14 protein-coding genes are annotated in these 15,534 nt (G+C 52.4%); 9 read left to right on the top strand and 5 right to left on the bottom strand.

Going from position 1 to position 15,534, the window contains the following annotated elements:
- The first annotated feature begins 84 nt into the window (after nt 1-84).
- The 5 genes from ACJJIB_RS01255 to ACJJIB_RS01235 all read left to right on the top strand — a co-directional run bounded on the left by ACJJIB_RS01255 (nt 85) and on the right by ACJJIB_RS01235 (nt 6,186).
- Complete coding sequence (locus tag ACJJIB_RS01255; RefSeq protein WP_444883238.1) at nt 85-861, top strand: DeoR/GlpR family DNA-binding transcription regulator; 777 nt, start codon at nt 85-87, stop codon at nt 859-861.
- A 43-nt stretch (nt 862-904) separates the two neighbouring features.
- Nucleotides 905-2,734, top strand: coding sequence for a glutamine--fructose-6-phosphate transaminase (isomerizing) (gene glmS, locus ACJJIB_RS01250; RefSeq protein WP_444887609.1), 1,830 nt, complete (start codon nt 905-907; stop codon nt 2,732-2,734).
- A 23-nt stretch (nt 2,735-2,757) separates the two neighbouring features.
- Nucleotides 2,758-3,606 (top strand): alpha/beta fold hydrolase, encoded by an 849-nt coding sequence (locus tag ACJJIB_RS01245; RefSeq protein ID WP_444887608.1) that lies wholly within the window; start codon nt 2,758-2,760, stop codon nt 3,604-3,606.
- A 556-nt stretch (nt 3,607-4,162) separates the two neighbouring features.
- Entirely contained in the window at nt 4,163-5,782 is a 1,620-nt protein-coding gene (locus tag ACJJIB_RS01240; protein WP_444887607.1) for a Na+/H+ antiporter, read from the top strand.
- 41 nt (nt 5,783-5,823) lie between these two features.
- A complete protein-coding gene (locus ACJJIB_RS01235) occupies nt 5,824-6,186 on the top strand; it encodes a cupin domain-containing protein (RefSeq protein WP_444887606.1) in 363 nt (120 codons plus the stop codon).
- Between the two features lie 117 nt (nt 6,187-6,303).
- Here ACJJIB_RS01235 and ACJJIB_RS01230 read toward each other — a convergent pair whose 3' ends face one another.
- Complete coding sequence (locus ACJJIB_RS01230; protein WP_252083933.1) at nt 6,304-8,160, bottom strand: monovalent cation:proton antiporter-2 (CPA2) family protein; 1,857 nt, start codon at nt 8,158-8,160, stop codon at nt 6,304-6,306.
- A gap of 13 nt (nt 8,161-8,173) precedes the next feature.
- Nucleotides 8,174-9,481 carry a cation:proton antiporter gene (locus tag ACJJIB_RS01225; protein WP_252083932.1) on the bottom strand — a complete coding sequence of 436 codons (1,308 nt, stop codon included), beginning with the start codon at nt 9,479-9,481 and terminating at the stop codon, nt 8,174-8,176.
- Nucleotides 9,482-9,923: 442 nt separating this feature from the next.
- Between ACJJIB_RS01225 and ACJJIB_RS01220 the strand changes: the two genes are divergently transcribed.
- Nucleotides 9,924-10,322 carry a DoxX family protein gene (locus ACJJIB_RS01220; RefSeq protein WP_252083931.1) on the top strand — a complete coding sequence of 133 codons (399 nt, stop codon included), beginning with the start codon at nt 9,924-9,926 and terminating at the stop codon, nt 10,320-10,322.
- 65 nt (nt 10,323-10,387) lie between these two features.
- Nucleotides 10,388-10,987 carry a glutathione transferase GstA gene (gene gstA / locus ACJJIB_RS01215; RefSeq protein WP_444883233.1) on the top strand — a complete coding sequence of 200 codons (600 nt, stop codon included), beginning with the start codon at nt 10,388-10,390 and terminating at the stop codon, nt 10,985-10,987.
- Nucleotides 10,988-11,099: 112 nt separating this feature from the next.
- On the opposite strand, the gene ACJJIB_RS01210 is transcribed toward gstA, so the two are convergent.
- Nucleotides 11,100-12,089, bottom strand: coding sequence for a GlxA family transcriptional regulator (locus tag ACJJIB_RS01210; protein WP_444887605.1), 990 nt, complete (start codon nt 12,087-12,089; stop codon nt 11,100-11,102).
- A 143-nt stretch (nt 12,090-12,232) separates the two neighbouring features.
- Between ACJJIB_RS01210 and ACJJIB_RS01205 the strand changes: the two genes are divergently transcribed.
- On the top strand, nt 12,233-12,646 hold the full coding sequence (locus ACJJIB_RS01205; RefSeq protein WP_444887604.1) for a rhodanese-like domain-containing protein: 414 nt from the start codon (nt 12,233-12,235) through the stop codon (nt 12,644-12,646).
- Nucleotides 12,647-12,736: 90 nt separating this feature from the next.
- Entirely contained in the window at nt 12,737-13,186 is a 450-nt protein-coding gene (locus tag ACJJIB_RS01200) for a GNAT family N-acetyltransferase (protein WP_444887603.1), read from the top strand.
- 57 nt (nt 13,187-13,243) lie between these two features.
- Here ACJJIB_RS01200 and ACJJIB_RS01195 read toward each other — a convergent pair whose 3' ends face one another.
- Together ACJJIB_RS01195 and hexR are read right to left on the bottom strand one after the other, a co-directional pair.
- Nucleotides 13,244-14,503 (bottom strand): multidrug effflux MFS transporter, encoded by a 1,260-nt coding sequence (locus tag ACJJIB_RS01195; protein WP_252083926.1) that lies wholly within the window; start codon nt 14,501-14,503, stop codon nt 13,244-13,246.
- A 119-nt stretch (nt 14,504-14,622) separates the two neighbouring features.
- Nucleotides 14,623-15,477 (bottom strand): transcriptional regulator HexR, encoded by an 855-nt coding sequence (hexR, locus tag ACJJIB_RS01190; RefSeq protein ID WP_108735063.1) that lies wholly within the window; start codon nt 15,475-15,477, stop codon nt 14,623-14,625.
- Between the last annotated feature and the right edge of the window lie 57 nt (nt 15,478-15,534).

Here is a 15,534-nt window from a genome sequence, read left to right as displayed (position 1 = left end):
TGGGCCTCTGCCTTTTTGAAATTCCTGTGGGAATTTATCTTTCATTTTGCTATCTTTAAGTTTCGAAATGAAAGTTAGCAAGTTATGTCGAAACGCAATACCCAACAACGTCGCCATGGGATTATGAGTCTTTTGAATGAAACTGGAGAGGCCAGTGTCGAAGATTTAGCAAGGCGTTTCGAAACTTCAGAAGTTACGATTCGAAAGGATCTTACTGCGATGGAAAACCACGGCTTGCTGCTGCGTCGCCGTGGTGGTGCCATACCGGTACCGCGGGAATTGGTTGTAGAGGAAGGGCCATCGGAAGTGAAGCGCGCCATTGGCCGCACTGCGGCGGCCCTGATTCCCGACCACCATCGCATCGTGATTGATTACGGCCGCACGACTGCGGCGATGATCCCCGAGCTGGAATCAAAGCGCGGTCTGGTGGTTATGACCAACTCGCTGCATGTGGCCAATGCCCTGCGGGAACTGGAAAACGAGCCAACCCTGTTAATGACAGGCGGCACCTGGGACCCCCACTTCGAGGCTTTTCAAGGCAAGGTGGCGGAACAGGTTTTGCGCGATTACGACTTTGACAGAGCGTTTATTGGTGCGGATGGCATAGATCTGGAGCGAGGCACTTGTACTTTTAACGAGCAAATAGGCCTATCCAGGGTGATGGCGCAAGTTGCTCGGGAAGTAGTGGTATTGGCGGAGTCCAGCAAGGTTGGCAGGCGTATTCCCAACCTGGAGCTATCCTGGTCAAAAGTCGATGTACTGGTGACAGACTCTGGTCTGGAAGAGAGTGCGCGCGAGCAATTGCAAGATTTGGGGGTGCGGGTGATTTGCGCATCGCCAAAGTCAGTTGCAGGCGACTAACGAAAGAACAAACAAAAATTTTAGGATTTGAGAGGAGATCGGTATGTGTGGGATTGTTGGGGCACTGGCCCAGCGCAATGTAACGGGTATTCTTCTCGAGGGCCTGCGCCGCTTGGAGTACCGCGGTTACGATTCTGCGGGCGTCTGCCTTCGCGATAATGAAGGCCAGCTACAGTTGCGCAAGAGTTTGGGTAAGGTTGTAGACCTGGAGGCCAAGCTGCAGGTCGATCCCACTGAGGGCCATCAAGGCATTGCCCACACACGCTGGGCTACCCATGGAGTGCCTTCCGATGAAAACGCCCATCCCCATATGTCTGAACATATCACCCTGGTGCACAACGGGATTATTGAGAATCACCAGGCTCTGCGCGAGGAGCTACAGGCCAAGGGCTATGAATTCGCCTCCGATACCGATACTGAAGTGGTGGTTCACCTGATTCACTCCCTGAGCACAGAGGGCCTGGGCGTGGTGGATGCGGTTAGCAAGGCGACCAAGATGCTGGAGGGTGCCTACGCCCTCGCCGTGATCAGCAGAGAGGAGCCAGAGGTCCTGGCTTGTGCACGCTACGGTAGCCCCTTGGTCTTGGGCGTTGGCATTGAGGAGAACTTTATCGCCTCAGACCCGATGGCACTGCGCCAGGTAACCGATCGTTTTATCTTCCTCGAAGAAGGGGATGTGGCGGAAGTGCGCCGCAGTGGGATTTCCATTCGCAATAAGCAAGGTGAAGAAGTGAGCCATCCGGTGCATAAGCTGGATAGGGGCCACGACGTTGCCGACAAGGGGCGCTATCGCCACTATATGCAGAAGGAAATCTTCGAACAGCCGGAGGTTGTGGCGGCGACTTTGGCCGGACGCATTGGAGAACATTCGGTATTGTCCCAGGCGCTGGGTAGCCGCGCCCAGGAAATCCTGCCAAAGGTAGAGCAGGTACAGATCGTCGCCTGTGGTACCAGCTACCACGCGGGAATGGTGGCGCGCTATTGGCTGGAGGACTGGGCGGGAGTGCCTTGCTCCGTGGAGGTGGCCAGTGAGATCCGCTACCGCAAGACTGTTGTTCGTCCGGGTACTTTGTTCGTGACTATTTCTCAGTCCGGCGAAACTGCGGATACCCTGGCGGCTCTGCGTCAGGCCAAAAAACTTGGCTACCTGGGTTTTATGACGATTTGCAATGTGCCCAACAGTTCTCTGGTGCGTGAGTCTGAACTTTCGCTGATGACGGAAGCGGGCCCGGAAATTGGTGTGGCCTCTACCAAAGCCTTCACCACCCAATTGGTGGCCCTGCAGTTATTCAGTATTGCGTTGGCCAAGGCCAACGGCCTCCCCAGTGAGCGTGAGGCGGAACTAGTTAGTGCGCTACATCAGCTGCCGAAGCTGATGGAAGAGTTCACCGGCCTCGATGCACTAGTTCAACATACCAGTGAGGCTTTTGCGGAGAAGAATCATGCGTTGTTCCTCGGCCGTGGTGTCGAGTTTCCTATCGCCCTTGAAGGCGCATTAAAGCTTAAGGAAATCTCTTATATCCACGCAGAAGCCTATCCGGCAGGTGAGCTCAAGCACGGCCCGCTGGCACTGGTAGATGCGGATATGCCAGTAATTGTTGTGGCCCCCAATGACGAGCTGTTGGAAAAGCTTAAGTCCAACTTGCAGGAAGTGCGTGCGCGCGGTGGACAGCTGTTTGTCTTTGCCAGCCCCAAGGCCGGCTTCACCAGCGAGCAAGGGGTTACCGTAGTGGAAGTGCCGGACTCCCCAGAAAGTTTGGCACCTATCCTCTATACCGTGCCCCTGCAGTTGCTCAGCTATCATGTGGCGTTGCTGAAAGGCACCGATGTAGATCAGCCTAGGAACCTGGCTAAGTCGGTGACGGTAGAGTAATTCCCCAAGGCCATGGATGGCTTATGAACAAATCCGCGCAGGGCTTGAGCTTTACCACGTCGGATGGGGTAAAGCTCAGCTATCTGTGTGCCGGGACTGGTCCGACCCTACTGATACTGCACGGTTGGTCTCAAGGGGCGGCCCTGTTCAAGCATCAACTTGCCGGTTTATGTGATCGCTACCGAGTCATTGCTCTCGATATGCGTGGCCACGGTCAGTCAGAAAAACCCTTGTATGGCTACCGTATTGCCCGCTTGGCGAAGGACTTACAGGAGTTGATCACAGCCCTGGACCCGGCCCCTCTCTATCTACTTGGCCACTCGGCCGGTGCTTCAGTGATCTGGAATTACCTGGAGATGTTTGGCGATACGCGAGTTTCCAAACTGATTTTTATTGATGAACCCGCTGCCTTACTTGCCCAGCCTTATTGGTCTGAACAAGAGCGTTTGCAGGCCGGTGCAATCCTCACTGCCGAACAGCTCTTCCAGTTTACCGGCCAACTGCGTAGCTCCCAGGGCGAGCAGGCAACCCGTGACATTTTGATGTCAATGGTGACTCCGGCAATGACACAGGATCAAAGGGAAGAGCTGGTTGGGGTCAATTTGCAGTTCCCGCGCGCTCTGGCGGCGCGCCTGTTTATTGACAATGTTACTCGCGATTGGCGCGATTTTATCCCCAGAATTGGAAAACCCACTTTGATCGCCTTCGGCCGTGCCAGCCCTCACCCAGTAGAATGCCAGCAATGGATTCATCAACAAATTAAAAGTTCTCGGTTGGAGATTATCGAGGCTGAAGATGGAGGCAGTCACTTCCTATTTCTTGAAGCGCCACAGAGGTTTAATCGGTTGCTGCGTGATTTTCTCGCCAGCTAGTCGGGTTTAAATAGAGGCCTGTTAATATTTTTCTGGCTGGATTGATTATTATCCGCTGGATTTCCACAGGTACTCTGTTACCTGGTCTATGTTCTTTTCCGGTGGGTAAGATAGGGAGTGTTATTAACAGGTTGGAGTTTTAAAATTTACCCTACGGCAGCAGGTGGCTTTTGATGTGGATAAGTATTTTTTAAAAAATCCAACTTTCCCAAAATTATGCACAAGGAACTCTAATTTATGAGAAAGACCTTAGGCTATTAATAATCTTTCCCTATTTTTAATGAACTCTCTCTAGAGAGTATCTCTCTACCGATGCCAGAGGTGCCTGTTCGAAATTAATTGTTAGGTTTACAGCGTTTCGGTTAACTCTTTTCCCTCTTGTGGGGATCTTTGTTTCTTAAAGCGTCTATGATCTTGCTTAGGCGCTAAAGCCCACACTTTGAATGACTTTGTGAAGCCTCGGTAATCCTCTTTCCTATACTGGCGGAATGGCTGACCTGTTAAGTCGGGTTGAAAATTGCAGTGCCGCAGTCTTTCAAAGGAATATGAGTGGGCGATGCACTATCTCGTTGTTGCTCTGCTGTTATTGCTGGTAGTGGCGCTCAGCCTGATTGTCGCTAGAGTTTTGCCTTTTCCTGTTCCCTTGCCTCTTATTCAAATTTTAGGCGGTGTTCTTCTCGGCGCCGTGTTCGGCATAAAAATACCATTAGACCCAGAAATATTTTTTCTGCTTTTTATTCCACCTTTGCTTTTTTTGGCTGGCTGGCGCATTCCCAAGGGTGCTCTTTTCAGAGATTTAGGTTCGATAATTACCTTGGCTGTAGGGCTGGTAATATTTACCGTATTTGGCATGGGGTTTTTTATCGCTTGGTTGTTGCCGATTATGCCGATCGCCATGGCATTTGCACTAGCGGCAATACTTGCCCCCACGGATCCTGTGGCCGTATCGGTTGTGCAGGGCACCAATAATATTCCCCCAAGGCTTGAGCATATTCTTGCTGGAGAATCATTATTTAATGATGCCTCTGGGCTCGATATCTTTCGTATTGCTTTGGCTGCGGCGATGACTGGCAGTTTTTCTTTTCCACAGGCTGTAACCGGTTTTTTTTGGGTTGCCATAGGAGGGGTTGCCATTGGTGCGGGGGTGGCATTTATCTGTGGGTATCTGTTGCGCTGGTTGGTGTACCTTCGTGGTGAGGATACGGCGATCCAGATATTGGTAAGCTTATTGGTCCCTTTTGCCGCCTACCAAGCCGGTCAAAGTGTGGGTGTGTCGGGAATTCTTGCTGCTGCAAGTGCGGGAATCGCCACTCATTACACCAGCCTGCATGGTTCAGAAAAATCCGCTACACGGATGGACCGTAGAGCAGTTTGGAATACCGTACAAACTGTGCTCGATGGCATTATCTTCGTGCTGCTGGGAGAACAGCTGGTGCGCCTGATCGATCTAGATTCGAGTTGGGCTCAGGATATTGGATTAGGTTGGATTGTATTGTATGTCCTGGCAATTTCTTTTGTTCTTTTGATGCTGCGTTTTATTTGGGTTTGGGTATCGCTTTATCTCTCGCGCTTTCGCCGCAACCTTCCCTCTCTCTCTACTCAATTTGCTCTGGTCAGTGTGTTGAGCGTGGCTGGTGTGCGTGGGGCTATCACTCTTGCTGGTGCATTTTCAATGCCTCTGTTAATGCCTGATGGCAAACCATTGCCTGGCCGTGAAGCATCTATAGCGATAGCTATGGGGGTAATTCTGATTTCATTATTGGTTGCCAGTATTTTCCTACCATTTCTTCTTAGGCGCTTACCGGATACGCCCAGTCTTGCGGCGATTGGCGATGAAAAGGGAGCAAGGGTTTCTGCCGCTAAGGCCGCTGAACATCGTCTGATCAGTTTGCGTAAAGAAATAGATGTACACTGGAAAAATAAAGAGATTGCCTACGAGGCGATCGATCACCTGTTGGAGATATACCGTCGGCGCATAAACATCGGTGATGATGAAGCGGGCGAGACGGTATGGTTGAGGGCACGGGTGGAACGCCGTTTTCGTCTGGCGGCATTGGCCGCAGAGCGACAGCGTCTTTTGGAACTCCGTGTGAGCCGGGAGATTGATGATGAGTTGCACAGAAAATTAGTGCTCGAAGTTGATCTGATAGAGGCCAGTATTTTGTCTAAGGAATAGAGGTTTTCCCGGATCAATATTCGCAATAGGTTGGGAAAGGTATGAAGTATATAGAGCTGTTAAGTGTTGATGGCGTATCTATCTTTAAAGAGCGGAAAATAATCCAGAAGAACCATCAGCCACTTGGGGATTATTCTGATCCCTATCAGGTGCGGCAGATATATTTTCGCGAGTTCGATGAGCATCAGATTTTTGATTGGCACTGCGCGCCACGAGAGCAGTTTATTTTTTATCTGGAAGGTGAGGTGAAAATAACGACCAGCTCTGGTGAGCAGCATATTTTTAGGGCTGGCGATATTTTATTCGCCAAGGATTTGTGTGGAAAAGGACATGTGAGTGAAACTCTGATACCAGGTCGGGCTGTGATTGCTGTGCTCGATCACAGCTCCACAGTTGGCCATTAAATCGCACTCAACCATATTGCGCTCAAAAGTTTGCGCCGTCAGCCAATACTCTAATCTGGGTAAAAGCTATCTTGGCGCTATGCTCCTAAGTCTTTGATCGGCACAGGCAGTGGCCATTTAAGATCTTTCGGTCTCCACTTTCGCCTCTTCCCAGTAATGGTCCAGATGCAGGTCCCTATCGCGGCGGTCTTCTTGTAGAGCCTGCAAGAGTTGTTCACGATAGATACGGCTTTGCGCGATGTGCTGTGCCTCATCGCGCCAGTAGGGAAACAGTGCCTCCAGCATACGCTGGTCGTGCTGTTTAAATTTGCGTGCAGCGCGGCGCGCTTGCAAGGGGCTGAGTCCCAGCAGCTCCAGGGCCTTCTCACCAATTGCCAAGGCGGGATCGACGGTCTCGCGAAAAATATATTTTACCCCGGCTTCCATCAGCGCATATTGGTGCATACGGCTGCGTGCCCGCGCGAGAATCTTTAAGTGCGGAAAGTGTTTTTGCAGCTGCGCGATGATCTCCAAAGACGCGGCCTGATCACTCAAGGTGAGTATCACCAGGCGTGCCTGGGCGGCGCCGGCGGCGCGCAGTAGGTCTTCCCGCGTGGCATCACCGTAATAGGCCTCAATACCATAGCGACGAACCAAATCCAGCTGTTCGGCGTTGCGCTCCAGTAGGGTGGTGCTAAAACCACAGGCATTGAGCAGGCGTCCGGCAATCTGGCCGAAACGGCCGTAACCGATGATGATGACCGGTGAATTGGAATCCATCGGTGGTTCGTGTTCGACTGCCTGTGGGGCTTCCGGGCCGATAAGAAAACGCGGCTGAATAAACCTTTCAAATACCAGTAACAGAATCGGTGTGAGCGCCATAGTCAGGGCGATCAGTGCTACCAACAAGCTGCTGGCTTCGGCGTCGAGTACTTGGATTTGAGTGGAAAAGGACACCAAAACGAAGCCAAATTCTCCCGCCTGGGCCAGGGATAGTGCGAATAACCAATCTTCGCCCTTGGACATGCGCAGAAACCTTGCCAATAGGAACAGAACGCCAAATTTCACCACTACCAGGGCTACTACCAGACCAAACAACAGCAGTGGGTTTTGCGCGATCTGCGCAAAGTTCAGGCTGGCGCCTACGGCGATAAAGAAAAGTCCCAGTAACAATCCTTTGAACGGCTCAATATCTGCCTCCAGTTCGTGGCGAAACTCACTCTCCGCTAACAGTACTCCGGCGAGGAAAGTACCCAAAGCCGGTGAGAGGTCGAGCCAGCTCATTACCGCCGCTGCCGCGAAGACAATCAGCAGGGCGGTAACGGTAAACATTTCGCGTACTTGGCTGCCAGCTACCAGGCGTAACAGTGGTCCCAGCAGATAGCGGCCGGTGATAGCGAAGGCGGCGATGGTGGCAATAACCGCAGCGGCATATCCCCATCCCTCCAAGCCGCTGGCGTGGGATTCGGCGGTAGTACCCGCGAGCAATGGCAGCAGGGCGAGAATGGGGATTACAGCGATATCCTGGAGTAACAGCACCGCAAAGGCACTGCGCCCGCCTTGAGTTTTGAGAAGCCCTTTTTCATTGAGGGACTGTAGGACGATAGCGGTGGAGGACAGGGCCAGGATCAAACCGATCGCTACGCCGGTGCGCCAGCTCATATCGAATAACCACAGCGCTATTGCCGCCACTGCAGCAGCGGTCAGGAGTAGTTGCGCGCTGCCGGTGCCGAGGATGGCGCCGCGCATTTGCCACAACTTTTTAGGTTGCATCTCCAGGCCGATCAAAAACAGCATCAACGCTACGCCGAATTCGGCCACATGCATTTCATCGCTGGCATCCCCCACCAGGCCCAGTGCGCTGGGTCCAATGGCCACCCCGGCCAGTAGGTATCCGAGTACGGAACCCAGGCCCAGGCGTGTGGCGATAGGCACAGCGATAACCGCGGCCCCCATAAAGATGACGGCTTCAACAAGGAAGTTAGAGTGTTCCATTGATCGATTATCGCTAGTTAGCAGTGTGTTGCTGATCGCTGGCGGGCGCGCTTTCCGGTTCGGCAAATTCGCGACTGCGGCGTATTAATGGCGCTATGGTAGAGCCCTGCACCACAATAGAAAAGAGCACTACGCCATAGGTCATAACCACCCATAGGTAGCGCAGGTCCTGCCCCTGAACAAAAGCGCTGCCAGAGGGGATGGACATAGCCAGGGCCAGGGCCAGGCCGCCTTTGAGACCACCCCAGATCAATATCCGGTTGGTGTAAGGGTGGTAGCTGCGGCGCCTTTTCAGGTACAGGAAGGGCACCCCCACTGCCAGGACTCGTGCCATTAGTACGATGACAATTCCCGCCACCATAAGCAGGTAGTCCGCCGGGCGCAGATCGATAGTAATCAGGAACAGGCCCACCAACAGAAACAGCAGTCCGTTGAGGAAATCCTCGGTGATATTCCAGAAGTTATCCAGTTCGTGCTGGCTCACCCTGGAAAAGCCGCGCTCGCGGGTGAAGTTGCCGATAATAATTCCGCTCACTACCATCGCCAGGGCACCGGAGACACCGAGGATATTGGCCAATGAGAATCCGGCAGTTGGAATGACCAGGGTGAGCAACAGCTCCAGGCTGTGGTCGTCGGTGCAGCAGATCAGCCAGTGGAACAGCCCACCGATAATCAGGCCGAGCAGAATCCCCCCAATCGCTTCCAGAACGAATAGCTCTGCCACTGCCGGTACAGTTGGTTGCCCCCCTTCGAAAGCCACCGCGTAAATTACTGCAAATACCACAATACCGAAGCCATCGTTGAACAGGGACTCCCCTTCCACCTGAATGGATACCTGCTCCGGTGCCTTGAGGTTTTTCATAATGGCCAATACGGCGATGGGGTCGGTGGGGGAGATCAAGGCACCAAATAATAGACAGTAAATGAAGGCTACCGGCATATTGATCAACATTAGGAACCAATACAGCAGGCCGCCCACCGCAAAGGTGGAAATCAAAGTACCAACAATCGCCAGCAAGCCAATTTCCAGTTTTTGATTGCGCAATTCCAACAGGTCGATATGCAAACTGCCGGCGAAGAGCAGGAAGCCCAGCATTCCCTTGAGTAGAATGTCTTCCAGGTTAAGCAACGGCAGCAGTTGGTCGGCCCAGGTGCGCAACTCCACTATCCCCAATTTGCCCAGGCCGGTGACAATGAGCGACAAGGCCAGGGCCCCAGTGGTGATGGCAATTGTGGTTTGCGCACGCAGCACATACTGATTTAGGAAACCGAGAAAGACCGACACCGCGGCAAGAAAACAAAAGGTGTAATAGACTTCCATGCCGTGCGTGGACTCCAGGGATAAGAATTGTGGGGCCTTGCCAACCCCTTAAAAGCGATGCTTCTACGGGCGAAATTATCAGTTGCTGAGCGTGCCGTTAGTGTAGTCGCGCAGGGGCCCGCTCGAGTTTCCCTGACAGGGCTCTGGGCACAGGGGTGTCAGGTATGGATACCGCCGGCTGCGCCCTGGTTGGGGGCGCGCAATTGTAACGGCTCCTCAGTGCGGCACAACCGCATTTTCTATTTATATCCACAACAACTTTTCCGCGCCTGCCGAAACTGTCATTCGTTAATTTCCGCTTCGTCAGACTCTCAATTGCGGTGCAAGTTTCTCTACGTGGAATACATTGCTGTCGGCATCGCCCCCATTTCGATATGGCTTCCCAACTACACTGGAGGCATCAGGTAGAACCCAATGTAACAGTTAAAGAAGAGAGAAGGCCGTGGCACATCATCCCCTGTTATGTGATACCTCTAAACTTGTCGGGCGGGTATTAATGTCCCTGCTGTTTATCTTTGCCGGCTGGAATAAGATCGGCGGCTACAAAATGACGGAAGCCTTTATGGTTTCCATGGGAATCCCCGCCCTGTTACTCCCCTTGGTGATTATCGTAGAACTGGTCGGTGGCCTGGCGATATTGCTCGGATTCTTTACCCGCTTTTCCGCAGTGATTCTTTTTCTCTTCTGCCTGGCTAGTGCCTGGATGGTGCATTACTCACCAGGCGATCCCGCAGAGATGACCAGCTTTATGAAGAACATCACCATTGCTGGAGGCTACCTGATTCTCGCCTGCGCGGGTGCTGGGCGCTTCAGCCTTGATCACTGGATTCGCAAAAAATAGCGCCTTGTGAAGCCAGTAGGCGCCTATATTGCCCGATGCCGCACAGTCCACTCAGGAGGGTCACCGTGAAACTCTTTTATGCGCCAGGAGCCTGTTCTCTATCCCCACATATTGTCGCCCTGGAGGCGGGTATTGATCTCGAACTCTGCAAGGTGGATCTAAAGACGCATACCCTGGAAAACGGCGACGACTTTTATAGAGTTAACCCGAAGGGCTATGTACCAGTACTGCAGCTAGAGGGGGGCGAGTTACTCACAGAGGGCGTCGCTATTATGCAGTTTCTCGCCGAGCAAAAGCCCGATGCCGGTTTGGCGCCACCGTTGGGCACTTTGGACCATTACCGCTTGTTGGAGTGGTTGAATTTTATCAGTGCGGAGGTTCATAAATCTTTCTTGCCCCTGTTTTGGAAAGGCACTGAGGAAGAAAAGAAAAAAGCTCGGGAAAGGATTCTACGTCGCATAGACTATATTGAAGAGCAGCTACAGAACGACTACCTGCTGGGGAATTCTCTATCTGTCGTGGATGCGTATCTCTACCTGATAAACCGCTGGCTCAAGGTTCAGGATTTTGATATGACACGGTGGCCCAGGTTACAGGCTTTTCAGGAGCGTATGGCAGCGCGCCCGGCAGTTCAGCAGGCCTTGCAAGAGGAAAATCTCAGTTAGATTGGGGGCCCAAGAGTATATTGCCGCCAAATAAACAGTGCATCAGCTCCGCTAGCGTTGGTCGAAGTTGTGGCTGTACTCACTGAAAGCATCTTATCCCGTTCAGGTTTATTTACTTCCTACACATATCTTCAGCCTTATCTGGACAGGCAAATTGTCGTTGGTACTGACCCGGAGAGATACCGAAAGCTTTACGGAAATGATGGCGAAGAGTTGCACTGCTCTCAAAACCAGAAACTTGTGCTGCATGATCAATGGTCTCACTGCCTGACTCCAGTGCTTTCTGCGCTACACGAAGCCGTTGTTGCGTTAACCATTCTTTAGGGGCCAGCCCCATGGATTGGCGAAATTTTCTATCGAAACTGCGACGAGAGAGATGCGCTTGCTTCGCCAAGTCGCCCACCATGATGGGTTTATCCAGGTTGGCAAGGGCCCAATCCAGGGCGCCCGCGAAATGATCGGGCCGCTTGGGAACTGGGGTCTCTACAAACTGGGCCTGTCCTCCCTGCCGATGAGGAGCCATCACCAGGCGCTTGGCTACAGAATTAGCCAATTCATAACCATGGCTACGCCGTAAATACTCTATTCCCAAATCTATTGCTGCTGAGCTTCCTGCAGAACAGGCCAATTTGTCCTGCCAGACATAAAGTACATCCCCTACATACTCTACTTTGGGGAATCGCTTTTTAAAGGTATTCGCATAGCGCCAATGAGTGGTGGCTTGCCTTCCATCCAGCAAACCAATTTCGGCAGGTAAAAATGCGCCAGAACAAAAAGTCAGAATTTGCCGGCGTTCCGCCGCAAAGGCTTCCACAGCAGCGTATACAGATTGTAGGGAGCAGTCCTTGGTTTGTGGTGTAGTCGGCCAGCTGGGTACGACTAACAAATCGTAATCCATCAGGCTGCTCACTTGTCTGCACTGTAGGGATACCCCCCCAAGCCCCAGCTGTGCCTTGGCAGTGAAGGAAACAACCTCTCCCTCATAGAGCGTATCGGTACAGGAGCGGGGTAAACAGAACAGTTCGGTCGCGCAGCCAAGTTCAAATAAGGCAACCTGGTGATGAACCAGAATCGCTACGCGCTTTGCTTTTCCCTTATCCATCATGCCCTCCCTTGATTTCTCACTTCGATACCCAGATTGGCTCAAATTTAACGCTATATGGCTTTTAAGCCAATCGTTAAATAAATAGCCAGAGAACAGAATACATACATGACAAAGAGTGAGTGTTAACTAAGGAGATAATTATGAGTTCTGCTGTAAGTCGTATTGCCCCAGCTAGCAGCCAAAAAGCCCTGCAACATTTCCAAGAACTGATGGCCTTTGAGACGGACTGCTGGGATGTTCATCATGCCCTAACCAATGGGCGCCAGGACTTTGTCCTGTTGGATGTTCGTGGTGAAGAAGCCTTTCGTCAGGGGCACATTTTGGGCGCTGAGTCCTTACCTTATCAGCACATCAATAAAGAGCTTGTATCTCGCTATCTAGATTCCACTTTGTTCGTCGTTTACTGCGCCGGGCCCCATTGCAATGCAACGGAGAAGGCTGCTGTCCGGTTGGCAAAATTGGGGCTTCCAGTGAAAAAAATGATTGGTGGTATAACCGGATGGATAGATGAAGGATTCAAACTGGTGGGAGAAAAGGAAACTATCAGCGCCTAAGGTCAAAGTGAGATTTTATCTCTCAAGACCGGAAATAAAGAGGGTGAAGATTGCACCCTCTACCAATCCATCAAATTTGGCAACAAATAAATGCTTATACGTAACGCAAAGCCTAGTGATATTCGTCAATTATTGGAGATGATGCGTGGGCTAGCTAAATTCGAAGGCTACTTAGATAAGTTCAAGGTTACTGAGGAAGAATTAAATAATCGACTATTTAAGCGGGCAGACTTCCAATGTTTAGTGGCCGAAGACAGTGGTGTAGCTATTGGCTACCTGGTTTTTTATGCCCTTCCCTTTACCTACGATTTAACTCCCTGGCTGTGGATTAAAGAACTTTACGTAGTTGGCAACAAAGAATATCGCCGTAAAGGGGTAGGAAGGGCATTGATGGGATATTTAATAAAAGAGGCCTATGAGCGGGGTAGTGCCAAAATAAAGTGGGAAGTTCTTTCTACTAATGTAGATGCACAAGCTTTTTATCAACAACTAGGTGGAGCTCCGGAACAGAAGTGGCAAATATGGTCCCTGAGTACTTAGCCAATATGGCCGGGCCGAAATACCCTCTTTTCAATAGATGAACACAAAACTGACTCTTCAACGCGGGGTAAAGCGCCTGGTGATTGGTATATCCGAGTCGATGGGTTTGCGTGCCTGGGCGATTACCAGAGTGGAGAACAGGGCCACTACTGCACACCCAAACATGGACGCGGCAATAGGAACCAGGGTACCTGTGTGCAGGCTGCTGACCAATCCGCCCAGCACGCCGCCGGTGATAAAAATTGTGGCGCCATACAGGGCGTTAGCGCTGCCGCTGATTTTGGGAAAAAACTCCAGATAACAGGCGGCGGCATTGGGCCCGGTAATACCGATACAGCTCATTACCAATACCAGCGGTACCATCCACAGAGTCAGTTCTTTAATACCGGTCAAAGTGCCGAGTAATAGCAAACCACAGCCGAGCATCTGCAGAGTGACGCCAGCCAATAAAATATTGCGCGGCTGGAACAGGTTGAGCAGGCGGATATTGACCTGCACCATACAGATCAGCCCCAGAATACAGGCGCCAAAGAACAGCGGGAAGCGGCTCGGACTGACACTGAAGTAGTCCATAAAGACAAAGGGTGCGGTGGTGATATAGATAAACATCGAACCACTGACACAGGCCTGGGCGCCGAGAAAACCGAGGGCGCGGCGGTTGCGTAGCACTTGTCCATAAGTGGAAATCAGTGAAGCTAATGGCATCAACTGGCGCCGCGCGCGGGTAAAACGCGATACAGTTTCTGGTAACAGTAAGCGCACTAATAGCAGCATGGCAGCGGCGTACAGTAGCAGGAATACAAAAATACTCTGCCAGCCACCCACTGCTAGCAGTAGAGAGCCGATTACTGGAGCGATCAGGGGGGCGATCAGCATGATGGTACTGATCATAGAAATAATTTTGGCGGCTTCACGCCCACTGTGCAGATCGCGCACTATGGCGGCGCAAATCACTGTAGCAAAACCGCCCCCCACGGCCTGGAAAAAGCGCAGGATAATCAGTTGATCGACATGGTCGGCAAACAGGATCAGCAGTGAACTGACGATATAAATGCACAGGCCGATAGTGCCGACCAGTCGCCTGCCCCAACGATCGGAGAGGGGGCCGCCGAAGAGCTGGCCTAGGGCAAAACCCAGTAAAAAGCTGGAGACCGAATACTGCACCCGCTCCACTTCGGTATCGAGCGCACCGGCCATGGCCGGGATAGCCGGCAAGTAACTGTCGATGGAAAATGGCGTCAGGGAGACCAGCGCCGCCAGCCATACCACCAACCAGCGCGGTGCTTTTTGCTCAGCGGATAATGCGGTGGATGTCATGGAATTGCTCTGGAACGGCTAGGGGCACTTGTTGGCAGTGGCAGTAGATTGCCGGATACAGCAGGCATGGTAGAGGGGCTGCGACACATTATCCAGTGCCGCATTCTTGCAAATTTCCCTCAGTGTTTGTCTTCCCGCAATGTGTACAGGCCCTGCTTCAGCTTTAGTAGGTGCTCTTGCAACTGGGGGCCTTTGCGCTGGGCAACGCCGATGGCGAGCACATCGATCACCACCAGGTGGGCGATGCGTGAGGACAGTGGTGTATAGATCTCAATATCTTCTTCCACATCCACTTCTAGCGGGATACTGGCCTGCTGTGCCACCGGCGAACCGCTGGGTGCCAGGCCAACCACCAGAGCGCCCTGCTCCTTTGCCATGCTCATGGAGCGCAGTAGTGCCTTGGTGCGGCCACTCTGGGAGATAGCCACGACTACATCGCCCGGCTGCATAGACATGGCTGACATATTCTGGATGTGGTGGTCCGAGTGGGCGGCGGTGGCCAATTGCAGGCGGAAGAACTTGTGCTGGGCATCGGCGGCGACAGCACCAGAGGCGCCAAAGCCGAAGAATTCCACCCGCTTGGAGGCGGCCATCGCAGTGACAGCGGCCTCAAGGGCGCGGTCGTCAATTCTATCGCGCACTTTTAGCAGAGTATCTACTGTTGAGTCGAACACCTTGCGTTTGTACTCGGCAATGGTGTCGGTCTCGGTCACCGCGATTTGGCCGAAACTGGGGCTGGAAGCCAGCTGTTGCGCCAGGTTCAACTTGAACTCCTGGAAACCGGAACAGCCCACGGCGCGACAAAAGCGCACCACGGTCGGCTCGCTCACCTGGGCCTCGGTGGCCAGGTCGACGATGCGCATATGAATAATTTCATCGGGATTGGCGAGAATATACTCCGCCACCTTGCGCTCAGATTTGCGCATGGATGACAGTTGCTCACTGATTCGTTGCGTTACTTCCGCCGGTTTCACAGGACTTCCTTCTCTATGCCAGTTGGCGCAGTTTAGCCGCTGCGCCCCCGGCTGGCG

It is taken from the genome of Microbulbifer mixtoriginis (SeqCode) (assembly GCF_052467705.1).
Note: the sequence above shows the minus strand (reverse complement) of the source record. Positions and strands in the feature narration are given on the sequence as shown.